We start from the raw sequence: 24,996 nt of genomic DNA, 5'->3' as shown, positions 1-24,996 counted from the left end.
GTTCATGCAATGAAAAAAGCTATTTTATCAACTGAAATTGATCTGCGCTTACGACCATCATATCTTTTATGGGGCTGGTGGTGCTTATTTTCAATGCTGGTGATGGCCTGCCTGTGGTGGAAATTAGCGTTTGTGTGGGCGTTGAGTGCAACGGCTGTCTATGGACTGGCAAGTGGCTGGCACTGGACGCAACTGGCGGCAACTTCTTGGAAACACAGTATCCAGAGACTGCGTGTGGATGTTTATGGGCAGATGACGGTCGTGAACCGCACGGGACAGGTCTATCAGGTCAGCGTGCTCCCTGATAGCGTTGTGCATCCGTGGTGCCTGGTCTTGCATATGCAGCTGCAACTGCTGCATGAGGCTGCGGCTGAACCCATCATGCGCACGCAGCGTATGCTACTGCTCCCTGACCAGGCCGACAGGGCAAGCTTGACGGCTTTGCGCGTCTGGTTGCGTTGGGGACAGGCTTGAATGGCCCATGCTTAAAAGTGATTGTCGTGTGCGACATCGTGTCTAGCTTTAAACAAGCGCGTCTGCCTCAACTTGGTAAATCGTTTGCGTAGTGTATGCGTGAGCTGTCGTTTGGAGTCCTGGTTGATATAGGCGCTGACGATGCATACCGCAGACAGGGTGGCGAGTATCCAGTCTATCGGGTATGCCACAATTTCATAACGTGGCGAGCTGTGTTTTTGGATGTGTTGCAATACATGGTGGGGGTCATCGCCATCCAGGTATTGCGCGCCAATTTCTTCAGACAGTTTTTTCAAATAGGCCGACGCCCGTCTGGAAATATAGCGGTCATAGTCCGAGACAGCCACGCTGTCATCACGTCCACTGCTTTTACTGGCGGTGACCTGCGCGATATTAGGCTGGACGGCGAAGCTTTCATTTGACCAGTAGCCTATCATCTGATTGTTTTCTGTCAGCTTGGGAATGCCAGCCCCTTGGTCTGTCCCGACGCCGACAAAGTAAAAGTCGTCCGAGCCCTGAAAGTCTTTGAGGTTACGCGTGTTAAAGGCATGCAACAGGGGCGCTTCATCGCCATCAGTAAAAATGACGGCTTTGGTTGCCTCAGGCATTTGCCGCAATAGTTTTGCTGCCATCGGCACGCTTTGGCGTAACTGACTGTTGCCGGTCCAGGCCATGCGCCAATCGAGATGGTCTATGGTCTGCTGTATAGCTGAAAAGTGTTTGCAGACATGCAGGGGCGTATAAAGGGCGGCTACCGCATCGCCCGCAAACAGGCCGATACTGATGCGGGTCTGACAGGGCAGTTGGGCGATGATGTCATGCATCATGCGTTTGGTGTAATCGAGACGGCTGGCAGGGGCATGATCGAGCGACATATCGACCACATTCATACTTTGCGTGATATCTGCTATCAGCAGGTAAGTATGGATATTCCGCTTAATCGGTATTGAAGGCCGCAAGGCCGCCCCGAGTAAAAGCATCAGGGCAATGCCTAGCAGCAGGGTGTCGCGATGTTTCAGGCAAAAGGGTAGCCATTTTTTGTGCATGGTCAGGTCTTCTGTTTGCCTGCATCGCTGGCCTAGGATGTCAGAGGGGCGAGGCGTTAACGGTTATTGAAAATGGTTGTCGTGGGCGACGGCCTCGCTTTTTACAAAAAATCTGGATTGAATCTCACGACGGTAAAGATGCAGATTCTGCTTGATTTGCCGCCAAGGGTGATGGCTCGCATAGGTCGCGAGTATACATAAGCCTGCTAGGCTGGCCAGTAGCCAATCCAATGGTAAGGGAGCAATATCGCGGCGGGCCGGTTTTTGCTCCTTCATGGCTTTGAGGACGGTATAGGTGCTGTCACCTTTGATGAATTTTGCGCCAATTTCTTTGGTCAGGTTTTCCAGATATTCGCTGGCCAGTTTGGAGACATAGCGGTCATGGTCACCAAATGCGACGTTATCGTCGCGCACGCCCAAAGTGCTTTCGGAGATCTGTGCGATACCAGGCTGCATGGCAAAACTTTCATTAGACCAGTAGCCAATGACCTGATTATCCTGGCTCAGCTTGGGAATCGCCACGCCTTCATCGGTACCGATGCCAACAAACAGCCAGTCATCACCGCCTTGAAATTCATCGAGGTTTTTGGTGTTGAAGGCGTGCAGTTTAGGGGCTTCTTCGCCATCGGTAAAATACAGCACTTGCGCCGGCTCAGGCATGGCACGCACCACTTTCGCGGTCACAAACAGGCTTTCACGCACCCGGCTGTTACCTGACCACGCCATACGCCAGTCCAGATGGGCAATGGTGTCCTGGATTGCGGCAAAATTACGGCATACCTCAATCGGTGCATACATGGCGGCGACCGAGTTACCTGCAAACATGCCGATGCTGACTTTGGTGCCACATGGCAATGAAGCCACCACTTCATGCATCATGTTTTGCATATAGGCCATGCGCGTGACTTTTTTGCCATGCAGCATCATGTCCTCTGCATTCATGCTTTGCGAAATATCTGCAACCAGAAAATAGGCATAGATATTATGTTTAAACGGGATGCTGGGTCGTAAAATTGCTCCCAGCAGAAAGAGCAGTGCCAAGGCGAGCAGCGCCGTGTCGCGATGTTTGATAAAGTGTCTTAGCCAGATTTTCATGCCATGCCAGTCAATATGTTCAGATCCAGAGCCAGAGAAAATCGCCGCCTGTTATGGCAATCCGTTGGGAATGTTGCCCATGATCAACCCGGGATTGTCAGATTCGCCTACACCTGGCGTGGGTTTTTCTGGCAGCAAGCCAAGAACGCGGTCATAGTTGCGGCGTGTGCCCCAGTTGCTGTTATCTGCTTTGAGCGCTGATTTATAAGAGGTGGCCGCTTGCGACAACAGGTATTCAATCTCATCACGTGTGCTGTTGTCATTGCCGCCCGTCATTTGGATTGCACGCATGAAAAACATATTACCCACATTGTGCAGAATGGCCGCGCGCTGACTGGCATTGGCTTGTTCGATGAGCTTGGTAAACAAAAGTGTGGACTCCTTGTAACGCTCATTTTTGCCTAACCAGTAGGCGACTGCATACTTGGCTTCGAAACTTTGCTGGTCCGTTTGTGGACTTTTAGCTGTCGCCACGGCCTGATTAAAGGCTTCGACTTGCTTGATACGTTGCCAGCTGTAGGCGATGGTGCCCGCGGCCAAGACCGCAACAACGACCAGTCCAATCACAAGTTTATTTACGCTGAGCGCCATGTATGAATCTCCAAATATTTAACCGCCAGCAAGAGTGCAATCATGACGAAAGCCACCCAGTAACACACATTGGTGTAATCATGGCCGGGGATTTTTTCCAGATATTGAATCGGTTTTTTTTCTTTGCTGTTGATATCGGCAATCGCCGCTTCCAGTGACTTGGGATCTGCGGCTTCATAGGCGCTAAACGGGGTACGCAGCGTCTGGAAGAACTGATACAGCAACACTTCGGTTGGCATGGGGCCGTCGTAGCCACTGGCCGTATATTTGGGATCGAAGATGGTAATGCCACCTGGCTGGCGCAATACAATCCAGTACAAGCCGATGTTATAGCGTTGCAGCCAGTCACGCAGCTTCTGTTGCACCATGTCACTGACGCGTCCTGCACCATCAGAAATCAGGATAATCACGCGAGAGCCGGAGTCCGGCATATCCTTGAACAATTCAACCGCACTGGTCAAACCGCCGCCAATATTGGTTTGAAACAGCGAGTTGCCGGCAGTCGCCTGAATGGCAGACAAAATCGCTTCTTTATTTTCAGTCAGGGGTAACACATACATGGCTGAGTTACTAAAGGTAATCAGACCCATCATGTCGTTCTGACGGCTTTGCACAAATTTGGTCATGATACGTGCGGCTGCGACCGATTTGGTTTCACCGACATTGCCATCTTTGTCTCCGGCAAACGGGTCGTCCATACTCGCGCTGCGGTCCAGCACCAGGCCGATCTGCGCACCTATGCCGGTACGCTCCACTTGTTGCTCCAGACTATGTGGGCCGGCCAGGCCCAAAATAATGAAGACGATGCTAATGACGGCCAAGACCTTGAGTAAAAAACCGATGGTTTTGGACAGCGGGTCCGGTGGCAACAGGCTCACCCAGGAGTAATGTTTACTATGGGAACGATCTAGCAATAATGGTAATAGCGCCAAGGGGAGTGCCCACAACAGCCACGGATGGGTAAAAGCCATTATGCATGTACCTCTGGCTTCAAGCCGCGTTCGCAGTCGCGCATGTGCCTACAGAATTTTTTCAGCCATTCACGTGGTGGGATGCCCAGCTCCAGCGGTGTGCTGGCGTCAAAAAATACTTGGCGAGACAAGGCAAAAAAACGTTCAATTTCTGGCCTGGCAGGGGTAAAACCAGGTTTTTGCTGCAAGAAATGCTCGATACCATTACCAAATACGCTGTGCCCCGCCACCTGATGCAAGGCTTCATGTACCGTGGAAATTGCCTGTTGCAGACCTTGCGCGTCGTCCGGCAATTTGCCAAGCTTGCGGTAGGCCTTGGCAAAAGCACCACCCATGCGCGGTAACCAAGTATTGGCCGCCAAAATGTAGACTAAGCCTAGCAAACAGACAGCCAGCACACCAGTCGCCACCTTTAGCGCCAGCCATTCTTTGTCGGCATGCAGTTTCAAGGGGGCTACAAACGGGCTCATTTCATTCTTCAGGTTGACTTCGCCATACACAGAGAGGGGCGAGGTCCTGAAGTTAAACGAGGGCATGCGGAATTGCTTGATGTCCTGACTGCCTTGCTGGCGAAGCTTGACGATTTCACCTCTGAGGATGGCGGGCTTGACCACGCGACCAGATTTGAAGACCTGATATTCGAGATGTATCGTATACACGGTCTGTTGTCGCTCATGGGCTTCCTCCATGTCAATTGCCGTCAATTCAATGCCAGAAACCTGGCCGCGGTAACGGTGCTCATAACCGACAATCGGTAGCGACTCCTTGATCAATTCGTAAGGTTGCTTGACGGTCAGGATCATGGTCCGTTGCAGCTTGTCACCGACGAAAAAGCCGGCATCGCGGGTCGGGTTGATTTCCTGGACACTGACAAATTTATTGTCAACGGATGGCAAAATCACATCGGCAACGCTGCTAAGTGAGGCAGACAACAGGCTGGCTGCTAACACTAAAGATAAAAGATGGTGGCGCGCTTTCATGGGTCGCTTTCCTCAGGCAGGCACGTATTGATGGAAGTATTCGGTCAGTAAATCGGCATCGAATTGGTCTTCCACAAAAAAGGGCTGCATATCAAATCTCATAAAAATATCTTCAATGGCCTGGCGACGGGCCGCGAACGCTTCCAGGATGCGTTGACGATAGGAGGCACGTAAAAACAGCGTGCGCCGCTCGCCGGTTTCAGGGTCATTGATACTGGTGATGCCAAATTCCGGCAACTGCTTGTATTCAGTGCTATTCCATAACACCACTGGCACAATATGATGACGCAGCATGAGCACCAGCGCGGCTTCCAGTTGCTCCAGCGGCATATGGAAATCGGACACCATGAAAATCAGGGATCGCTCGCGTGGCAACAACCTGACGCTTTCCAGCAGGGCGGCGGCACCGACCTCATTGGGTAAATGGTTTTCAAGGCGGTCAGCCAGGTCAAACATGCTGTGTGGCCGTGAAGACAACGTAGACAGCCACGCGTCATGCAAATCATCATCAAAGCCGATAAAGCCAACAGGATCCGTATTGCGGCAAGCCGATTGGGCGACCGAGCGGGTGATTTCAGCCGCAGTCACCAGTTTGGTATGCGGTGTGCCGTATTGCATGGAGCCCGACATATCACACAGGACAAACACAGGCGTGGCGCTTTTCTGGTTAAAAATACGCACATAAACCTGCTCCATGGGGTCACGTATGGTTTGGCGGATGTCAATCCGGCGCGGGTCAGGATAGGACAGCAGCGTGGTATGACCGCGAAACTCCATCCCCATGCCACGCTGATTGCTCTTGTGGCGGCCAGGGCGACGTGCGCGCGAGCGCCAGCCGATGTGGTAGCTGAATTCCTTAATTGTCTGCATCACTTTTCAGTACTCGTTATTTGTGAATTCGTGCATCATCCATTAAGGGGCAGCAATCGCGTGAACGATACCAGACAGCAATTCGCGGGCGATTTCAGTCCGGCGCATTTCGTAGACCGGGCTAAAGACCAGGCGGTGGGCAATGGTTTCATGGAATACTGCATGGATGTCTTCCGGTACCACTGCAGCGCGGTTATTGAGCCAGGCATTGACGCGGGCGGCACGCAGCAGCATACCCATCCCGCGCGGGCTGGCGCCACTCAGTACCAGGCGCTTCATGTCTACGTTGGAGACCTTGACGCCATAGGCAACCGGATCTTTGGTGGCCAGCCACAGGTCAAGTGCATATTTGCGCAGGGCAGGGCTGGCCTGAATGTTTTCCTGGATTACCTTGGCAAAACTGTTTAGCTGGTCAAACTGGAGGATGTCGGCTGGCACATTTGAAATCAGTTGGTCTACATCATGAAAGCGGGTATCAAAAATCAGGGATTCCATAATGTCGTGTGCAGGCGGCACCACGATTGGAATTTCCATCATGAAACGGTCGCGCGCTGCTGAAGGAATATCAAAGGTTTCTTCACGCTCTACCTGGTTGCGGTCAGCAAACACCAGCATGTGCGGGAAGTGATGTTCTTTGTTAAACGCGGTCAGTGTCCGTTCCGCCATCACGCGCAGCATGAGGGAGTGCACTTGTGGTCGCGCGCGGTTGATCTCGTTAAAGAAGAAGATCGACAAGTCCTGGCCTGACATCAGCAGCGGACCGGGGCTGACATGAGGTTTGCCATCTTCGCCCAAATAAGTGTGATACACCAAATCATTCGGCATCAGGTCGATGGTGCCTTCAATTCGCTGGTAGCCACCGCCAATGCCACGGGTGAATGCGCGCAGCAAGGTAGTTTTGCCAACGCCCACATCACCTTCCAGCAGCACATGGCCACGCGCAAACACGGCCGTGGTAATCAGGCGTACCGGGGTTTCCTGACCGACGACCACTTTGTTGACTTCTGACTCGAGTGTGAGCGCATGGGTACGCCAATCGTTGAGTTGTTGTTCTTGCATGCCTGATTTCCTGATGATTTGAATGTATTAAGTGATTCTGATTGTAACTAAATTGTAACTTTAACGGGGTGAAAAAATCACGAATCCTTTTTTAAACCCCGTCAGACAGCCGGTTTTTAATATGTAAAATTCAGTAACAATTTTGGGAATGTTACCTGTGTTTTGAAGAAAAGTATACAGGTCTGTATAGTCTTTGCGTGACAAAAAGCTTTCACTAAACGCAATTTCCGGCGAAAATATTGTTTTATACTAAAAATCTAAAAATACATGACTAGAAAAAGTAGTTTCAGTAAAGAGGAGTTGCTGTCTTGCGGTCGCGGCGAAATGTTTGGTGAAGGCAACGCACAATTGCCACTGCCTCCTATGCTGATGTTTGACAGGATCGTAAAGATTTCTGATGAAGGTGGAAAATATGGCCAGGGCGAAATTATTGCCGAGCTGGATATCCGTCCTGACCTGTGGTTTTTTGAATGCCACTTCACCGGAGACCCTGTGATGCCAGGCTGTTTGGGTCTGGATGCGATGTGGCAGTTGGTTGGCTTTTTTCTGGGTTGGAAAGGTGGGCCTGGACGTGGTCGCGCGCTGGGTTCAGGCGAGGTGAAGTTTACCGGTCAAGTCCTGCCCAAGGCCAAGTTGGTGCGTTATCACATTGACTTAAAACGCGTGATCATGCGCAAACTGGTGATGGGGATTGCAGATGCACGGATGGAGGTGGATGGTCGTGAGATTTATTCTGCCAGCGATTTGCGTGTTGGGCTGTTTACCACCACAGACAATTTTTAGTACGGATCATTTTTAGTATTCGTGACCGTTTTTTGAAGTTTAAGGGAGGCGCAATGCGTCGCGTAGTGATTACAGGATTTGGTATCGTATCAAGTCTCGGTAATAACAAACAAGAAGTGCTGGAGAGCCTGAAAGCCGGGCGCTCTGGCATAAGCTATCAGCCGGAGTATGCCGAGCGCGGTTTGCGCTCGCACGTGGCGGGTTCGATTAAGAATTTGGATATCGAAGCCCTGATTGACCGTAAGTTGTTGCGTTTTATGGCCAAAGGCCATGCTTATGCCTGGTTGGCCATGCAGGAAGCGATTGCTGATGCGCAACTGCCAGCGGAACTGGTGTCCAGTGTGCGGACCGGCCTTATTGTCGGTGCCGGGGGGACCTCCACCGAGAGTATGCTGGAAGGCACCAATACACTGGCTGAAAAAGGGATTCGTCGTGTGGGACCTTACATGGTCACCAAAACCATGAGCAGTGGCATTGCTGCCTGCTTGGCGACCGGGGCGAAAATCAAGGGCGTCAATTACGGCATCAGTTCTGCCTGTTCAACCAGTGCCCACTGTATCGGCGCCGGTGTAGAGCAAATTCAATTGGGTAAACAGGATATCGTGTTTGCTGGCGGCGGCGAAGAAGAGCACTGGACCATGAGTTATCTGTTTGATGCCATGGGCGCCTTGTCGAGCAAGTATAACGAGACGCCTGAAAAAGCTTCCCGTACTTACGATGTGGATAGGGATGGCTTTGTCATCTCCGGTGGAGGCGGCATTGTCGTGCTTGAAGAGTACGAACATGCCAAAGCCCGCGGTGCGCAGATTTATGCTGAAGTGATCGGTTATGGAGCAACCTCTGACGGCTACGACATGGTCGCCCCTAGTGGCGAAGGGGCGGTGCGCTGTATGCAGCAAGCCCTGCAAGGGATTAGTCCGGACGATATTGATTACATCAATACGCATGGGACCAGTACCCCGGTTGGCGATACCAAAGAGCTCGAAGCCATTCGCGCTGTTTTTGGCACGCAAAGCCGGGCAGCGATTGCTTCGACCAAATCACTGTCTGGTCATGCGCTTGGGGCCGCCGGTGTCAATGAAGCCATTTATACCTTGCTGATGATGCAGCACGGATTTATTGCGGCCTCTGCCAATATTGATCATCTGGACCCGGCGGCTGAGGGCTTGAATATTGTGCGTCAGGCCATTCCATCTGCCAAGGTGCAAACCGCACTTTCTAACAGCTTTGGTTTTGGTGGCACCAACGCCACATTGACCTTGTCAACCAAACATCTTTAAGTTTGGGTTGAGCTGTATATAGCCGTGTGTGATTTCAACACACGGCTTTTTTATTTTTGGCGCTTGTTGGAGGTGTTATTAGCAACCGCTACTGTCTGTCTGGATTGTCAGGGGCTGAGTGCTGTTTGCACCAGAGGTCAGGATATATTCCAGCTTGCAGTGTGCGCTGTTTCTGGCCCCTTGCAAATAATAGGTGGCATGCTCACGATCTGACAGGGATGGCTGGATAGCAAATTTCCCAGTGTCTAGTAACTGGTTGAGGGTGCCTGCACCATCACTATTGCCCAGCCAGCCGACAGGATAGCTTTGGCTGAAGTAAATAACATTGCCCTCTATCGTAGTTGACGGTGCCACTTGCTGGCTGTCACATTGCGGGTCGGACATGCATACGCCTTTGGCCATGATGGCAGTCGCTTGTACGTTAGCTTTGAAGGCTGACAAGCTGGCTTGTCTGGCCTGTGAGTCGACCTGAGAAATACGTGCATAGGCAGTCACAGCCAGCGCTGATAGAATCAGCATGACCACAATCATTTCTACCAATGTAAATCCAGGCTGGAGGCGATGTTTAATTTCCATAGCGCACGATCTTATCGTATCCTCTGTGAAGTGTTTTCGATTTTTGTTGAATGTTACAAGTGTTAAATAGGGCTTACAAATGCGTCAATTAATCGGGCTTTGCCTCAGTGTTTTGCTAGCGTTACTCCTCTCGCACTGTGTGAGTCTGGGCGAGCGCACCTTGCATATTAATACGGCACAATTACAGCAAAAGTTGAATCGAAAACTGGAAAAACCGATCACGCTCATGCGTATATTTCACCTTCAGCTTTCTAATGCACTCGTGTCGGTCGAGTCTGGCTCAGGCCGCATACATGCCTTGATGGATGCGAATGTTCGTAGCGATTTGCTGGCTAACTCTGCGACCGGCAAACTCGGTCTCTCCGGTTTGTTGCGGTTTGATCAGGCGCAACAGGCGGTGGTGCTGGATCAGCCTGAGGTGGATTCGTTACAGCTGGATGGTGCCGGCAGCGAGTGGAGCAACCTCGCCCAGCAGTTGGCTAAAGACATAGGTCGGCAATGGTTTAAGCAGGTCGTCCTATATGAAGTGAAGCCGGAAGATTTGAGTTATGCCGGTAGAAAGTATCAACCCGATCAGCTCAAAGTCACCCCGGAGGGGCTAAGCGTGACGCTCAAGCCGCAGTAAGCGGTTAACTTGCGTCCGAGAGGTGTTTTTCAAGTAGCAGGGCAGCCACGACTTTTCTGTTTTCTGCGCTTAAAATGTTGAAGGTACGGCAAGCGGCTGCAGTGGTCATGCATTCCACAGCGATCAGTTCAGATAAAAAGGGCTGCAGATGTTTGGGGTGAATAAACCGCTGTTTGTCTCCCGTCCCCAATAACACGACTTCTGGTTTGAACTCCAGAATGAGTGATAAAGCTTGAGCGTCCAGCTTTTCCCATGGGCCATGAAACCAGTCCGTGCGCAGAGTCTGATCGCTGACAATGACTGGTTGTGGATAGCGCTGCTGATTGATGGTTACCGCATCGCTATCGACGCCATGAATCTGGTATTGCTGTTCACCGGTATGCAGATGTAGTTTCATAAGTTTGAAGCTCGATTGTGAGGTGACTGAATGTGCAAGGACTATCCAATCCAGACCCGATGCCGCGTACTAGGTTCATTGATGTAGCAAGGGTTTGCAGGTAGAATGAAAGTTTTACTTTAAGAGCTTAACACACGCCAGATGTGTTTGTTAATCCGCTATGCAGCCAGTCAATAAATCCAGCAAACTCAGTAATGTCTGTTACGACATCCGTGGCCCTGTATTACAGCGCGCACGCCAGATGGAGGAAGACGGGCAGCGCATTATCAAGCTGAATATCGGTAACCCGATGCCATTCGGTTTCAATGCGCCAGAGGAAATCGTTCAGGACGTGATTCATAATATGGATCAGGCCTCTGGCTATACGGATTCCAAAGGCTTGTTTGCCGCGCGCAAAGCCATCATGCATTACACCCAGCAAAAAAATGTTACTGGTGTGACCATAGACGACATTATTATTGGCAACGGCGTGTCCGAGCTGATTGTCATGGCAATGCAAGGCCTGCTCAATAATGGTGACCAGATTCTGGTGCCCATGCCCGACTATCCACTGTGGACGGCGGCTGTCAATCTGGCTGGCGGCACCGCAAGGCATTATGTGTGTGATGAGCAGTCTGGCTGGTTGCCTGACCTTGAGGATATTGAGAACAAAATCAATGCCAATACCAAAGGTATTGTGATTATCAACCCCAATAACCCCACCGGTGCCTTGTATCCTAAAGAGACGCTGGAAGGCATTATTGAGATCGCCCGCCATCACGGCCTGGTGATTTTTGCCGATGAAATTTACGACAAGGTCTTGTACGACGGCAATACACATACTTCGATTGCCTCTTTGGCCGATGACGTATTGTTTGTGACCTTCAATGGCTTGTCCAAGAACTACCGGGCTTGTGGCTATCGTTCCGGCTGGATGATTATCTCTGGCGATAAAAAAGACGCCAAGGACTACATCGAAGGCCTGAATATGCTGGCCTCTATGCGCTTATGTGCCAATGTGCCAGGTCAACTGGCGATCCAGACTGCGTTGGGAGGATACCAAAGTATCAACGATCTGGTGGCCCCTGGTGGTCGTCTGTGCAAACAGCGCGATCTGGCCTATGACATGTTGACCGCGATGCCAGGGGTGACCTGTGTCAAACCTCAGGCCGCCATGTATTTGTTCCCCAAGCTGGATGCCAACATGTATCCGATTGCGGATGACCAGCAATTTATTCTGGACTTGCTGCTCGAAGAAAAAGTGCTGTTGGTACAGGGGACCGGTTTTAACTGGAAGTCGCCAGACCACTTCCGTGTAGTCTTCCTGCCTAATGTGGATGACCTGACCGAGGCCATGACACGTATAGGGCGTTACCTCGATGGGTATCGAAAGAAACATTCAAAATAAAAGGTGTGCCAGTGGGCATGCCATCAATGGTGAGTATTAAGTATGAAAGAATTAAAAGTTGGATTGTTGGGCATAGGCACAGTAGGCGGTGGTACTTACACCGTGCTCACCCGTAACCAGGCGGAAATCGCACGCCGGATTGGGGGCAATATCCGTATTGTGCAAGTGGCTGACCGCAACCTGGAGCTCGCCAAACAGGTCACGAATGGGCAGGTTGCCTTGACTGACGACGCCTTTGCCGTGGTCAATAACCCGGAGATTGATGTGGTTGTCGAGTTGATCGGCGGCTACACCATTGCCAAGGAGTTGGTGCTACAAGCCATTGCCAATGGCAAGCACGTGGTCACGGCCAACAAGGCCTTGCTGGCCGTGCATGGTAACGAAATTTTTAAAGCTGCGTCTGATAAAGGCGTGATCGTAGCATTTGAGGCGGCGGTCGCAGGTGGTATCCCCATCATCAAGGCTTTACGTGAAGGCTTGAGTGCCAACAAAATCGAATGGGTGGCTGGCATTATCAACGGCACCACCAACTTTATCCTGAGCGAAATGCGTGACAAAGGCCTCGCCTTCGCAGATGTGCTCAAAGAAGCGCAGCGTCTGGGATATGCCGAGGCTGATCCGACGTTTGACGTCGAAGGCATTGATGCCGCACACAAGCTGACCATCATGGCCAGTATTGCGTTTGGCATGCCCATGCAGTTTGAACAAGCTTACACTGAGGGCATCACTCAACTCAGCATTCAAGATATTAGCTATGCGGCAGAGTTGGGCTACCGCGTTAAATTGCTGGGCATCAGCAAGAAAACCAGTGAGGGCGTCGAGTTGCGTGTGCATCCGACTTTGATCCCGGAAAAACGCCTGATTGCCAATGTCGATGGCGCCATGAATGCCGTTGTGGTGAAAGGCGATGCCGTCGGGCCAACCTTGTACTACGGCGCCGGTGCGGGCGCTGAGCCTACTGCGAGTGCTGTGGTGGCTGATTTAGTCGATATCGCGCGCTTGCAGGGCACGCAGGCCGAACAACGCGTGGCCTATTTGGGCTACCAGTTGGACCAGCAGCAAGCTTTGCCCGTGTTGCCGATTGCAGATGTGCATTCTGATTACTACTTGCGTTTGCGTGCATCGGATAAACCTGGTGTCATGGCCGATCTCACCAAGATTCTGGCTGATCTGCAAATTTCGATTGATGCCATGCTGCAGAAAGAGCCGGCAGATGGGGAGTCAGAAGCGGATATCGTTATTCTGACCCACACCACCCAGGAAAAAACCATGGATACCGCGATCGCCCGTATCGAGGCCTTGCCCGCCTTGACCGGTAAAGTGACAAAAATCCGCGTCGAATCCTTGTCGCGCTAAGTCAGTGTAATGCTGACCCGGCCTAATTCAATGAGTGTCATACAATGAAATATATCAGTACCCGCGGGCAATCGCCTGCTTTGAATTTTAGTGCGATTTTGCTGGGTGGCCTGGCGCCAGACGGCGGCTTGTATCTGCCTGAGCAGTATCCGCAATTCAGCGATGCTGACCTCAATGCCATGCGTGGCATGAGTTACCGTGAGCTGGCGTTTGCGGTTTTGTCACGCTTGGTTGATGACAGTGATATTCCACACGCAGATCTCAAAGCCATTATTGATAAAACCTATCGGGCTGAAGTCTATCAATATGCGCGTGCTGGCCAAAATGCCGAAGACATTACACCTACACTCAAGCTCGAAGATAATCTCTACCTGTTGAGTCTCTCAAATGGGCCAACGCTGGCGTTTAAAGACATGGCGATGCAGCTGCTGGGCAACCTGTTTGAATACGTGCTGGAAAAAACTGGCCAGACCACCAATATTTTGGGCGCAACGTCCGGTGATACAGGCTCAGCGGCCGAATACGCCATGCGTGGCAAAAAAGGCGTGCGTGTCTTCATGCTGTCGCCTTACCAGAAAATGAGCCGCTTCCAGACGGCGCAGATGTTCAGCCTGCAAGATAAAAACATCTTCAATATTGCGGTTAAAGGGGTATTTGATGATGCACAGGATATGGTCAAAGCCGTCTCAAATGATCATGCATTCAAGGCGCAATACAAAATCGGCGCAGTCAACTCCATTAACTGGGGGCGCATTGCAGCCCAAATTGTGTATTACTTCAAAGGCTATTTGGCTGTGACCACAAACAACAGCCAGAAGGTCAGCTTCACCGTGCCAAGTGGCAACTTTGGTAATGTCTGTGCAGGGCATATTGCGCGCATGATGGGCTTGCCCATTGATCAATTGATCGTTGCTACCAACGAAAATGATGTGCTGGACGAATTTTTCAATACCGGCGTTTATGCGCCGCGTGGTTCAGCCAATACTTATCATACCTCCAGCCCGTCCATGGATATCAGCAAAGCCTCCAACTTTGAGCGCTTTGTCTATGACTTGGTGGGGCAAGACAGCGCAAGGGTACGCGAGCTGTGGACCGCTGTGGATCATGGGGGCAAGTTTGACCTGAATGCAGATGGTTATTTTGAGAAAGTGGCTGACTTTGGGTTTGTTTCAGGCCATAGTAACCATGCCAACCGGATGCAAATCATACGCACTACCAAAGAAAAATATGGCGTGACTATTGATACGCATACTGCCGATGGCTTGAAAGTCGCTCTGGAACACCGTAAGCCAAATGTGCCCATGCTAGTATTGGAAACGGCACTGCCGGCCAAGTTTGAAGACGCCATCGTGGAAGCTCTAGGAGAAAAACCAGAGCGGCCAGCCAGCCTGCAAGGCCTGGAAGACTTGCCGCAAACCTCGACCGTCATGGACGTCAGTGTCGATGCGATTAAAGCATTTATCGTCGCCAATACCTAAATTAGCGGGAGCCTGTCTATGCAACAGTATCATGATTTACTGAACCACGTACTTGCGCATGGTCATGTCAAAACTGATCGCACCGGTACAGGCACGATCTCGGTGTTTGGCTATCAGATGCGCTTTAACCTGGCAGAAGGTTTTCCATTATTAACGACCAAAAAGGTACACCTGAAGTCGATTATTCATGAGCTCCTCTGGTTTTTGCAAGGCAGTACCAATATTGCCTATCTCAAGGAACACGGCGTTACCATTTGGGATGAGTGGGCAGACGAACAAGGCAATCTTGGGCCTGTGTATGGTTATCAATGGCGCAATTGGCCCAAGCCGGATGGCAGTCATATTGACCAGATTTCGCAGGTTATAGAGCAGATCAAAAAGACCCCTGACTCTCGTCGCTTAATTGTGTCTGCCTGGAATGTGGCCGATGTTGAGCGGATGAAGTTGCCACCATGCCATGCTTTTTTCCAGTTTTACGTGGCAGATGGCAAACTGTCCTGCCAGCTCTATCAGCGAAGTGCGGATATTTTTCTCGGCGTGCCGTTTAACATTGCCTCATATGCTTTGTTGACCATGATGGTCGCGCAGGTGTGTGATTTGCAGCTGGGGGATTTTGTGCATACGCTGGGCGATGCCCACATCTATAGCAACCATATGGAGCAAGTCAAAGAGCAGCTTGCACGCACACCACGTGCCTTGCCTAACATGCGGATTAACCCGGCAGTTAACGATATTTTTGCCTTTAAGTTTGAAGATTTCACACTGGAAAACTACGATCCTTATCCTGCTATCAAGGCGCCAGTTGCGGTCTAAAGAGGCTGGTGAAGGGCGTGAAATGGTTGATTTAAACCATTTTGTTAATAAGGTGTAATATTTGCAAAACCCCTGTTTGTTTTTGATATCCTTTGCATCGTTGTGAATGTGTCAAGATGCGTCCCTAGCGCAGTCTTGCACGATGAGTTCATGACTTAATCTTAGGAGATCATTATGCAAATCAAAGCGTCATTCATCATTGCCGCTGTATGCGGTGTATTGTCAGCGCCAGCATTCGCTGACCATGAAACTATCAAACCAAAAGCCTACGACAGCCTGGGTAAGTGCGTAAAAGCGGCCTTGTCTGTGCATGATGGCAAAATTGTAAAAGTCGAAGCCAAATCAGAGCGCAAGCAATTGGTATACGAGTTTGATGTGCAGTCCAAAGACGGCACTGCTTGGGATATCGAGTGTAGCGCCAAAACAGGTAAAGTCACAGAAGTAGAGCAAGAAGTGACCGCGGATGACGAGAAATTCAAAGCCTTGGCTAAAGTTTCAGAGGCCGATGCCAAAGCCACAGCTCTGGCGGCGCATGCCGGTAAAGTGGTTGAAGTGGAGTATGAGCTTGAACCAGATGGCAAAGCCTCTTACGAATTTGATATCCTCGAAGCAGACAATGAAGAAGTCAAAGTTGAAGTTGATGCGACAACCGGTAAGATTGTGGAAACCAGCTACGAAGTGTACCAAATCGGTCAAGAGTAATTGGGTTGTGTCTGTCTCTCAGTGAGGCAGATCCAGTCTCTAAGGCAGAATAAAAAAGGCAGCGCAATTGCGTTGCCTTTTTTATTCTGACTGAGATCAATATGCAAGTTTGGGAGTGTCTACCCCGATACCGGCGGATATGCAGTCTGCTGGTATCGGTCCTAGTGATAGCTCACTCCCGGCTTGAACTTAGCATTTCTCATGCCAACTCTATAAATTCAATTTAACTCAATGTTTTAAAAATCTATTTTTAAAGTAAATAGGATTTTTTCCCGAAAATTTGGTGGTTATTAATAGCCGATTTTCGCCTTTGTTTGGTTCCTTTCAACCAATTTGGTGCGTGCCTGATTGCTAGGTGAGCGTATTTGTTTAAGCCATGGTGCGATGTATTGTGGTCACCAGTTTTTTATACTCACCGCGTTTAATCAGGTCACTTTGCGCCAGCATATTCAAGAGCAACGGAGATTGTGAATGGGCGTCCATTTCATTCAAGAACTTGTCTGTGAATCCCAGGTTGCTCGCCACATAGCAAATGTTGAACATCTCGCAAAAGGTTCCATAGAGGCTGCCGAGTAGCAGGCTGCGTGCGTACTTTGCGGCCAGTGGCGGTTGATGCTCAAGGCCCAGGGGGAGGCGGCTACGCTGGTCATCAATGAGCAGCAGGCCATAATCGGACAATTTTTGTGCAATCAGGGTGTGTTCGGCTTCCAGGTGGTCTGGTGACACAATCTTGCTGCTATCACACCACACTGCGGATACCGGAAAATTGATGCAGTATTTTTCAACCTGATCAATAAACTGCTGAGTCTGGTTACATGCCATTTCAGGCAGTTTCATGACTGGAATACCGTGCTTTTTCAACGCGCGCTCCAACCCCGTCCCGACTTCGGCATCAATTAATACATAACCATGGGCTGCATCCAGATTGCAGAGGATCGCCTGTTGCAGGCCATGCCGCGCGCCACAGGCAATATGTTCCGGCGGCACCAGATAGCGCCGTTCATGTGCCAGCAAATTTGCCAGCAAATGCTTGAGATGATGCAAGCCCGTGACATCGTAATCTGCTTGCCGCAATTTGTGCAGATGCAATGCTGCCCGCCGCAGATGATGAATACTACTTTTTTGGATCAGGCTTTCTATGTTGCTGGTTTCGGTGAGTGGTGCGAGAGATGACTGGCTCTGGCCCGCCATCACTTTGTCTGCTGAGCTGGCGCGCTTGGCGGTCTCGGCCACAAAAGTGCCGCGCTTGGGTTGAGTGTAGATCAGTCCTTGTGCAGAAAGCTCTTCGTATACGCGTGAAACCGTTTTTCGGTTGATCCCCAGGCGTTGCGCAATATCGCGTGAGCTGGGCAAGGGACTACCGCCTAACCAGTCACCTGCTTCTATCATCGACCTGAAGTGGTCTATGAGTTGCTGATGTATGGAGGAAGGGGAATCCTTATCTAATACCAGTGAGTAATACCAGGGTCTCAGCACGTCTGCGTTTGCCTTATGTTCAAGAAAAGGGTGCCTGCACATCACATTGGGCACGCTTACCTGAAGGGCACACTAGGACATGGCCTTCCGTTACCAGATGATACAAAAAAAAAGCAATTCAATAAAGTTTTCGGAAAAATTCCCGCTCTGGCCCATGAATAAAACCTTAAACTGGCTGGCTGTCATGGGCGGTTATTTATATTACAGTTACAAGCGCTTAATAAAGTGACATATATCCGTTACAGGATGTTTCAGCTCTGGAAATCCTAGTGCCAGTGGCAACTTAAGCACCGCGCAATTGATGTTAACAATTGCTACCTTGTGATTATCTCGGAGATATAACTATCATGAAAATCAAAACTGCTTTTGGTATTGCTGCCAGCGTTGCGCTTGCCATGCCAATGCTCGCATTCGCTGCTGCTGATCAAGAAGCTGCGATGAAAGATCCCAACAACTGGGCACATCCACGTGGTCAACATAATAACCAAGGCTACAGCGCTTTGGCACAAATCAACAAGGGCAACGTTAAAAACCTGAAAATGGCGTGGACATTCGCGACTGGTGTAAACCGTGGTCACGAAGGCTCTCCAGTCGTTGTTGGCAACATGATGTATATCGTGACTGCTTTCCCAAACAACGTATACGCACTTGACCTGAACGACAATCAGAAAATCGTTTGGACCTATTTTCCTAAACAAGACCCAAGCGTACAAGCAGTATTGTGCTGTGACAACGTGACGCGTGGTCTGGGTTTTGGTGACGGTAAAATCTTCTTGCAACAAAACGACGGCATGCTGGTTGCTTTGGATGCAAAAACCGGTGCTAAAGTTTGGGACGTTAAAAACACTGATCCAAAAGTCGGTGCAACTAACACCAACGCACCACATGTGATCAAAGACAAAGTACTGACCGGTTGCTCAGGTGCTGAGTTCGGCGTACGTTGCTTTATCGCTGCATACAACCTGAAAGACGGTTCTCTGGCATGGAAAGCCTACTCTACAGGTCCTGATGCTGAAACACTGCACGACGCTAACACTAACAAAGACAATCCGCTTTACAACGCACTGTCTGTTTATCAAGACGTGAATGGTGGTAACAAAGAAGGTGGTTCTTTCAAGCGCTTGTCAGCTGACCAAATCAAAGGTGGCGAAAAAGAGTTGGGTACTCGTACCTGGTTGAAACCACAAGCGATTAAAGACGGCTGGCAACATGGTGGTGGTTCCGTATGGGGCTGGTGGCCATATGATGCACGTACAAACTTGGTTTACTACGGTGCGGGTAACCCATCCGTTTGGAACCCAGATGTACGTCCAGGCGACAACAAATGGTCTATGACTGTGACTGCACGTGATCTGGATACTGGTGTTGCTAAATGGGCAATGCAAATGACACCACACGATGAGTGGGACTACGACGGTGTGAACGAAGTGATCCTGTTTGACAAAGGTGGCAAAACATACGCATGGCACCATGACCGTAACGGTTTTGCTTACACCTGGAACGCACTGACCGGTACTTTAATTGCCGCTGAAAAAGTACACCCATTCGTTAACTGGGCAAATGATGTAGACCTGAAAACAGGTGTGCCAAGCAAAGATGGCCGTTACTCAACACACCAGGACTACAATGCTAAGGGTATCTGCCCAGCAGCTTTGGGGACTAAAGACCAACAGCCAGCAGCCTACTCACCAAAAACCGGTTTGATGTACTCTCCACTGAACCACGTATGTATGACATACGAGCCCGTTGAGTCCAAATACGTTGCTGGTCAACCATGGGTTGGTGCGACACTGACCATGTTTGCTGGTCCAGACGGCGTGATGGGTGGTTTCGGTGCTTACGACCCAATGACCAACAAAAAAGTTTGGTACAACAAAGAGAAGTTCTCTGCGTGGAGTGGTGCACTGACAACGGCTTCAGACATCGTGTTCTACGGTACATTGGATCGTTGGTTCAAGGCGGTTGACGCGAAAACCGGTAAAGAACTGTGGAAATTCCAAGTGGGTTCCGGCGCGATTGGTAACGCATTCACCTACGGTAACAAAGGCAAGCAATACGTGGGTATCTTGTCTGGTATCGGTGGTTGGGCTGGTGTTGCGATGAACTTGGGCATGACGACTGACACAGACGCACTGGGTGCTGCTGGTGGTTACAAAGAGTTGACCAAGTACAACGCTGCGCCTGGCGGCGGTGCATTGAGCGTGTTCGCACTGTAATCAAGCACAGCTTATAACCGATCAAGTCATTGATCGGTTAAACAGACTAAACACCCTGCTTCGGCAGGGTGTTTTTTTGTCTCTCAATACTGAAAAATGAATAAAAAACGGGGGGAGTTAACCGTAGACTTGTACGCTATTTTCGCTACGGATTTGCTGGAATATTTGTAAGCGTTCGGGGGGGATGCTGCCTGCTTGGACAGCCTTCAGAATTGCGCAGTCTGGTTCGTGCGTATGGGTGCAATTATTGAATTTGCAGTGACCAATAAAAGGCCTGAACTCGACAAATGCATATTCAAGCTCGGCCTCATTAATATGATACAGCCCAAACTCCTGCAGGCCCGGCGAGTCAATAATGGCGCTGTCCTGATCAAGATGGTAGAGATGGGTGGCTGTCGTGGTGTGTTTGCCACTATCCAGTGTGGTACTGATTTCCTGTGTTTTGCTGCGTGCTTCAGGGAGTAGGCTATTGATAATCGTAGATTTTCCCATGCCGGACTGCCCAACTAATACACTGGTGTGACCCGCAAGTAGCGGTTTGAGCGCCTCTACCGATTGCCGTGCATTGAGTTGCAAAGTGAGGTAGCCAAGCGCTGCATATTGCTCCAGCTTTTGTAGGGCTTGTGGATTAGGCAAGTCACATTTGTTGAGGAGAATGACAGCCCGAATGCCAGCGGCTTCTGCAGCGACCAGGCAACGGTTAAGCAGGTCTTCATAAAAGCTTGGCTGCGTTGCCAGCACAATCAATATCTGGGTGACATTGGCTGCCAGCACTTTGCTTTTATAAGCATTGCTGCGATAGAGCAGGGTGGTCCGTTCTGCGGTTTTCTCAATGACGCCTTCATTGTTGGCAGTGAGGGTCACTGTGACGCGGTCACCTGCCGCATTATCGACTTTTTTGCCACGCGTGACACAGCTAAGAATACGCCCATCGGGCAATTCTACGTTATAGCGCTTGCCATAGGCAGCGACAATCAGGCCTGGATACGACATGCTAGAAATGATAGTAGGTATGATTCAAGTACTGTACCACTTGCTGTTCTTCATCATCGAACCATTTAAGGTTGAGCATGGTATTACAGTTGGTGACTTGAGCTTTTAAACCATTGAAAGAACGCACTTTGCGGTAGTCACGTGTATAAATGCCGCTACCATCGCCGCCATAGCTGCTGGCATGACAACTGATGCAATGGGTGTCGACCAGTTTTTTTCCTGCTTGCAGCTGGGCTTCAGTTGCGCTTGCATCATGGCTGGCGAGCAATAAAGACCAACTGATCAGCAGGAGCGCTTTCATGCGTACGTTTGTAACTTGGCAATCCGCAGGCTCGCCGGTGGATGCGAGTCATAGAATGCAGAGTGGAGTGGATCCGGCGTCAACGTAGACGCATTGTCACGATACAGCTTGACCAGTGCATCAATCAGAAACTGTGGTCTGGATTGTTGTGCCGCGTAGTGGTCGGCTTCAAACTCATTGGTTCGGGAGTAAGCCGCCATGACTGGACGCAGAATAAACATGAAGACGGGAGAGACCAGCACAAACAGCAGCAAAGCCATGTGGTTACTCGGTGCCGAAATCCCCAGCCCTGTAAAGAACCATTCCTGTTTGATCAGGTAACCCAATAACGCCAATCCTAACAGGCTTAATCCAAACATCATGATGATGCGTTTAATGACATGCTGGTGTTTGAAGTGACCAAGCTCATGGGCCAACACCGCTTCAATTTCATCGGCACTGAGCTTTTCAAGCAAGGTGTCAAAGAACACGACACGTTTGTTTTTGCCAAAACCGGTGAAGTAGGCATTGCCATGACCAGAGCGGGTGGATCCATCCATCACAAACAAGCCTTGGCTGGCAAAGCCGCATTTTTGCAGCAAAGCTTCAATGCGTGCCTTGAGGGATTGATCCTGCATGGGCGTAAATTTGTTAAACAGTGGCGCAATCCAGATGGGATACACTGCCAGCATAAACAGATTAAAGGCACTCCAGATCAGCCACAGGTATAGCCACCATAAATCGCCAGCACCTTGCATGAGCCAGAGCGCGACAAACAAGATTGGTCCGCCTAGCATTAAGCCAACAACGGTGTGTTTAACCAGGTCACTAAAAAACATGCTGCGTGACATCTTGTTAAAGCCAAATTTCTCATCGACTTTAAAAGTCTGAATGTAATCAAACGGCAGGGTGGCTGCACCCGAGATCAACATGGCCGAGCAAATGACCAGTGCACCACGAATGATTTCATGGTCAGGCAGCCATTGTTGCCAGGCCTGATCCAGCAGTTGTAAAACGCCGCCTAGCGTGAGTGCCAGCAAAATCAATGACTCCATGACGGTTTCATTCAGGCGCAGTTTTACCTTGGCGGTCGTATAGTCTGCAGCGCGTTGATGTGCCTCCAGGCTGATTGTTTGACTAAAGGCAGCAGGCACTTGTGCACGATGTTGCTGGATATGGCGAATATGGCGCAAGCCCAGCCAGACACGTACTGCCAAGCTGATTACAATCACAGCGACAAAAATTTGAGTAAATAATCCGGACATAACAGTAATGATGATGAATGATTTCAGTTAGCTATTTTGATGGATTTAACTCCACCTTGTTCACTGAACTGAATATAATGTTTCATTTTAATGGAAATCATGACGAGAGGCACACAATTGGCAACTAATCAGGACAATTTAATCTGGCTGGATATGGAGATGAGCGGTTTACTGCCTGACACGGACCGCATTCTGGAATTAGCTGCCGTCGTCACCGATGCACAATTAAATGTGATTGCAGAGTCCCCTGTGCTGGTCATTCATCAGTCTGACGCGGTACTCGATGGCATGGATGCCTGGAATAAAGGCACGCATGGCCGGAGTGGCTTGATCGATAAGGTCAAGGCATCGATCCTGGATGAAGAAGCGGCAACAGATGCCATGCTGGCATTCTTGAAAGAGCATGTGCCTGCAGGCAAGTCGCCGATGTGTGGCAATTCCATCTGCCAGGACAGACGCTTTATGGCGCGTTACATGCCGCGTCTGGAGTCATTTTTCCATTACCGCAATCTTGATGTAAGCGTGTTTAAAGAGTTATCACGTCGCTGGCGCCCGGATATTTATGCGGGATTTAAAAAAGCCAGCCGTCATGAAGCCCTGGCGGATATTTATGAGTCGATTGATGAGCTCAAGTATTACCGTGAACACTTTTTGAATATGACACCACCTGCGGCCGCTGAATAAGCGACTGAGTCTGAATTCAGGCAAAAAAAAGACGCCTATTCGGCGTCTTGAGGGAGGAGAAGTTAGCTTTGGAGAAGCTTGATTAGTAATAAGCAGCTTCCGTGCCAACTTCTCCTTTTTGTCTCTCTGGCTTTAAAAATCAGGCTTTTGGGCTTGAAAGCACGTTTTGGTACAGTGTTTGATAGTGTTGGGCGCTGGTTTCCCAGCTCACATCCTGTTGCATCGCTTGCCGTTGCAGCTGTTGCCACTGACCAGAATTGGCATAAACCTGTATCGCAGTTTGTAATGTGACCAAAAGTGTCGATGCGTCATTGTCAGCCATGACCCATCCAGTCATCGTGCCGGGAACTCCTCGTGCATTGATTTCGCCGCCATGCACTGAGTCTGCCAGTCCACCAGTATTGGCGACTACGGGAATCGTGCCATATCGCAAGCCATACATCTGGTTCAGCCCGCAGGGCTCAAACCGCGAGGGCATGACAAAAATATCGGTACCGGCCATGATACGGTGCGAGAGTGGCTCGTTATAGCCGATGGTCACGGCCACTTGTCCAGGATAGCGTTGCATTAAACTCAGATACTGCCGTTGCATGCTGGCCTCACCACTGCCAAGCACGGCTAATTGACAACCGCTGCCAAGCAGTGAGTCAGCAATCTCGATCAGCATATCCAGCCCTTTTTGATAGGTGAGGCGACTAACGACCCCCAATAGTGGCGTATCTGCTTGCTGACGCAGTCCTAATTCTGCCTGCAAGGCTTGCTTGATCGCTTGCTTGCCGGATAACGCACTGGCAGTGTAGTGTGCTGGTAAGTAAGGGTCTTGTGCGGGATTCCAGATTTCGGTATCGATGCCATTCAAAATCCCGGTTAAATCTGCCGCACGATGCTGCAGCAAGCCTTGAAAACCAAAACCAAACTGATCGGTTTGAATTTCACGAGCATAGGTTGGGCTGACGGTTGATAAAGCATCGGCGTAAAACAGGCCGGACTTCATGAATGAGACCTGGCCATAAAACTCGTAGCCTTCTGCCTGATAGTCCTCAAGGTTGAGGGTTAATCGATAGCGCCAGTCAGCATGAAAGTTGCCTTGGAAGGCCAGGTTGTGGATGCTGAACACGGACTTGGCCTGACTGCCCATTTGCTTGAGGTAGTAGGGTGTTAATCCAGTTTGCCAGTCATTGCAATGGACGATCTCTGGCTGCCAGGCCTGCAGCATGTTAGGCATCGCCAGCATGGCTGCCACTTTTGACAACACCCCAAACCGCAACGGGTTATCTTCCCACTCCCCATGAAGCGGGTGATGGTAAGGGCCGCCATCCCGGTCATAGAGCGCAGGGCAGTCTATGAGTAGCAAGGGGATATTGGTGCCTGGTAACAAAGTTTTGTAGAGCTCGCAGCGGATATCATGGAAGGGCTGTAAGCTGCCCAAGTGTTTGGGCGAACTACATTGCGCCAGCATGCCACGATAAGCCGGTAACAGAATTTGAATCTCTGTGTCACTGCTAGCGAGGGCGGTGGGGAGTGCACCACTGACATCTGCCAAACCACCTGTTTTGATTAACGGGAAAACTTCTGAAGTAACGAATAGTAAACGCAAGG

Annotated in this window: 25 protein-coding genes; 11 read left to right on the top strand and 14 right to left on the bottom strand. The window is 50.2% G+C overall.

Going from position 1 to position 24,996, the window contains the following annotated elements; all coding sequences use genetic code 11:
* Positions 1 to 9 precede the first annotated feature (9 nt).
* Positions 10 to 474, top strand: a complete 465-nt coding sequence (locus INP77_RS05235; protein WP_228518738.1) for a hypothetical protein — start codon at positions 10 to 12, stop codon at positions 472 to 474.
* 11 nt (positions 475 to 485) lie between these two features.
* On the opposite strand, the gene INP77_RS05230 is transcribed toward INP77_RS05235, so the two are convergent.
* The 7 genes from INP77_RS05230 to INP77_RS05200 all read right to left on the bottom strand — a co-directional run bounded on the left by INP77_RS05230 (position 486) and on the right by INP77_RS05200 (position 7,086).
* Positions 486 to 1,520 carry a VWA domain-containing protein gene (locus INP77_RS05230; RefSeq protein WP_194747847.1) on the bottom strand — a complete coding sequence of 345 codons (1,035 nt, stop codon included), beginning with the start codon at positions 1,518 to 1,520 and terminating at the stop codon, positions 486 to 488.
* A gap of 63 nt (positions 1,521 to 1,583) precedes the next feature.
* The gene (locus tag INP77_RS05225) at positions 1,584 to 2,615 is read right to left on the bottom strand and encodes a vWA domain-containing protein (RefSeq protein ID WP_194747845.1); all 1,032 of its coding nucleotides are present in this window, start codon (positions 2,613 to 2,615) and stop codon (positions 1,584 to 1,586) included.
* A gap of 51 nt (positions 2,616 to 2,666) precedes the next feature.
* The gene (locus INP77_RS05220; protein ID WP_194747843.1) at positions 2,667 to 3,206 is read right to left on the bottom strand and encodes a hypothetical protein; all 540 of its coding nucleotides are present in this window, start codon (positions 3,204 to 3,206) and stop codon (positions 2,667 to 2,669) included.
* On the bottom strand, positions 3,191 to 4,177 hold the full coding sequence (locus INP77_RS05215; protein WP_194747841.1) for a VWA domain-containing protein: 987 nt from the start codon (positions 4,175 to 4,177) through the stop codon (positions 3,191 to 3,193). Before INP77_RS05215 ends, INP77_RS05220 begins: the two co-directional genes overlap by 16 nt.
* On the bottom strand, positions 4,177 to 5,157 hold the full coding sequence (locus tag INP77_RS05210) for a hypothetical protein (RefSeq protein ID WP_194747839.1): 981 nt from the start codon (positions 5,155 to 5,157) through the stop codon (positions 4,177 to 4,179). Before INP77_RS05210 ends, INP77_RS05215 begins: the two co-directional genes overlap by 1 nt.
* 12 nt (positions 5,158 to 5,169) lie before the next feature.
* A complete protein-coding gene (locus INP77_RS05205; RefSeq protein WP_194747837.1) occupies positions 5,170 to 6,027 on the bottom strand; it encodes a DUF58 domain-containing protein in 858 nt (285 codons plus the stop codon).
* Between the two features lie 42 nt (positions 6,028 to 6,069).
* Positions 6,070 to 7,086, bottom strand: a complete 1,017-nt coding sequence (locus INP77_RS05200) for a MoxR family ATPase (RefSeq protein WP_194747835.1) — start codon at positions 7,084 to 7,086, stop codon at positions 6,070 to 6,072.
* A 267-nt stretch (positions 7,087 to 7,353) separates the two neighbouring features.
* Between INP77_RS05200 and fabA the strand changes: the two genes are divergently transcribed.
* Positions 7,354 to 7,869, top strand: coding sequence for a 3-hydroxyacyl-[acyl-carrier-protein] dehydratase FabA (gene fabA / locus INP77_RS05195; protein WP_194747833.1), 516 nt, complete (start codon positions 7,354 to 7,356; stop codon positions 7,867 to 7,869).
* A gap of 53 nt (positions 7,870 to 7,922) precedes the next feature.
* On the top strand, positions 7,923 to 9,149 hold the full coding sequence (fabB, locus tag INP77_RS05190) for a beta-ketoacyl-ACP synthase I (RefSeq protein ID WP_194747832.1): 1,227 nt from the start codon (positions 7,923 to 7,925) through the stop codon (positions 9,147 to 9,149).
* Positions 9,150 to 9,227: 78 nt separating this feature from the next.
* Here fabB and INP77_RS05185 read toward each other — a convergent pair whose 3' ends face one another.
* Positions 9,228 to 9,725: a type II secretion system protein gene (locus INP77_RS05185; RefSeq protein WP_194747830.1), complete on the bottom strand. Its 498-nt coding sequence runs from the start codon at positions 9,723 to 9,725 to the stop codon at positions 9,228 to 9,230.
* 79 nt (positions 9,726 to 9,804) lie between these two features.
* Here INP77_RS05185 and INP77_RS05180 point away from each other — a divergent pair, with 79 nt between their 5' ends.
* Complete coding sequence (locus tag INP77_RS05180) at positions 9,805 to 10,350, top strand: DUF1439 domain-containing protein (protein WP_228518737.1); 546 nt, start codon at positions 9,805 to 9,807, stop codon at positions 10,348 to 10,350.
* A gap of 4 nt (positions 10,351 to 10,354) precedes the next feature.
* Here the strand turns inward: INP77_RS05180 and INP77_RS05175 are convergent, their stop codons facing one another.
* Positions 10,355 to 10,747: an Mth938-like domain-containing protein gene (locus tag INP77_RS05175; RefSeq protein ID WP_194747828.1), complete on the bottom strand. Its 393-nt coding sequence runs from the start codon at positions 10,745 to 10,747 to the stop codon at positions 10,355 to 10,357.
* Between the two features lie 160 nt (positions 10,748 to 10,907).
* Between INP77_RS05175 and INP77_RS05170 the strand changes: the two genes are divergently transcribed.
* From INP77_RS05170 to INP77_RS05150, 5 genes are all read left to right on the top strand, one after another.
* Positions 10,908 to 12,134, top strand: coding sequence for a pyridoxal phosphate-dependent aminotransferase (locus INP77_RS05170; protein WP_194747826.1), 1,227 nt, complete (start codon positions 10,908 to 10,910; stop codon positions 12,132 to 12,134).
* Positions 12,135 to 12,176: 42 nt separating this feature from the next.
* Positions 12,177 to 13,490 (top strand): homoserine dehydrogenase, encoded by a 1,314-nt coding sequence (locus INP77_RS05165; protein ID WP_194747824.1) that lies wholly within the window; start codon positions 12,177 to 12,179, stop codon positions 13,488 to 13,490.
* Positions 13,491 to 13,534: 44 nt separating this feature from the next.
* A complete protein-coding gene (gene thrC / locus INP77_RS05160; RefSeq protein WP_194747823.1) occupies positions 13,535 to 14,968 on the top strand; it encodes a threonine synthase in 1,434 nt (477 codons plus the stop codon).
* A gap of 18 nt (positions 14,969 to 14,986) precedes the next feature.
* Positions 14,987 to 15,781, top strand: a complete 795-nt coding sequence (locus INP77_RS05155) for a thymidylate synthase (protein ID WP_194747821.1) — start codon at positions 14,987 to 14,989, stop codon at positions 15,779 to 15,781.
* A 174-nt stretch (positions 15,782 to 15,955) separates the two neighbouring features.
* Positions 15,956 to 16,483, top strand: coding sequence for a PepSY domain-containing protein (locus INP77_RS05150; protein WP_194747819.1), 528 nt, complete (start codon positions 15,956 to 15,958; stop codon positions 16,481 to 16,483).
* A 369-nt stretch (positions 16,484 to 16,852) separates the two neighbouring features.
* Here INP77_RS05150 and INP77_RS05145 read toward each other — a convergent pair whose 3' ends face one another.
* Positions 16,853 to 17,959, bottom strand: a complete 1,107-nt coding sequence (locus INP77_RS05145) for a GntR family transcriptional regulator (RefSeq protein ID WP_368667910.1) — start codon at positions 17,957 to 17,959, stop codon at positions 16,853 to 16,855.
* A gap of 347 nt (positions 17,960 to 18,306) precedes the next feature.
* Between INP77_RS05145 and INP77_RS05140 the strand changes: the two genes are divergently transcribed.
* Positions 18,307 to 20,175, top strand: a complete 1,869-nt coding sequence (locus INP77_RS05140) for a PQQ-dependent dehydrogenase, methanol/ethanol family (RefSeq protein WP_305076186.1) — start codon at positions 18,307 to 18,309, stop codon at positions 20,173 to 20,175.
* A gap of 117 nt (positions 20,176 to 20,292) precedes the next feature.
* Here the strand turns inward: INP77_RS05140 and rsgA are convergent, their stop codons facing one another.
* The 3 genes from rsgA to INP77_RS05125 are packed head-to-tail and all read right to left on the bottom strand — an operon-like array spanning position 20,293 to position 22,713.
* Positions 20,293 to 21,168, bottom strand: coding sequence for a ribosome small subunit-dependent GTPase A (rsgA, locus tag INP77_RS05135; RefSeq protein WP_194747815.1), 876 nt, complete (start codon positions 21,166 to 21,168; stop codon positions 20,293 to 20,295).
* A 1-nt stretch (position 21,169) separates the two neighbouring features.
* Complete coding sequence (locus INP77_RS05130; protein WP_194747813.1) at positions 21,170 to 21,469, bottom strand: cytochrome c; 300 nt, start codon at positions 21,467 to 21,469, stop codon at positions 21,170 to 21,172.
* Positions 21,466 to 22,713: a M48 family metallopeptidase gene (locus tag INP77_RS05125; RefSeq protein ID WP_194747811.1), complete on the bottom strand. Its 1,248-nt coding sequence runs from the start codon at positions 22,711 to 22,713 to the stop codon at positions 21,466 to 21,468. The genes INP77_RS05130 and INP77_RS05125 overlap by 4 nt, the downstream gene beginning before the upstream one ends.
* Positions 22,714 to 22,812: 99 nt before the next feature.
* On the opposite strand from INP77_RS05125, the gene orn reads away from it, so the two are divergent.
* A complete protein-coding gene (gene orn, locus INP77_RS05120) occupies positions 22,813 to 23,397 on the top strand; it encodes an oligoribonuclease (RefSeq protein ID WP_194747809.1) in 585 nt (194 codons plus the stop codon).
* A 139-nt stretch (positions 23,398 to 23,536) separates the two neighbouring features.
* On the opposite strand, the gene glgA is transcribed toward orn, so the two are convergent.
* Entirely contained in the window at positions 23,537 to 24,994 is a 1,458-nt protein-coding gene (gene glgA / locus INP77_RS05115; protein ID WP_194747808.1) for a glycogen synthase GlgA, read from the bottom strand.
* Positions 24,995 to 24,996 lie beyond the last annotated feature (2 nt).

Source organism: Methylophilus sp. 13 (assembly GCF_015354335.1).
Taxonomy (GTDB): domain Bacteria; phylum Pseudomonadota; class Gammaproteobacteria; order Burkholderiales; family Methylophilaceae; genus Methylophilus; species Methylophilus glucosoxydans.
The sequence above is the reverse complement of the archived record's forward strand: the minus strand, read 5'-3'. Positions and strand labels throughout refer to the sequence as shown.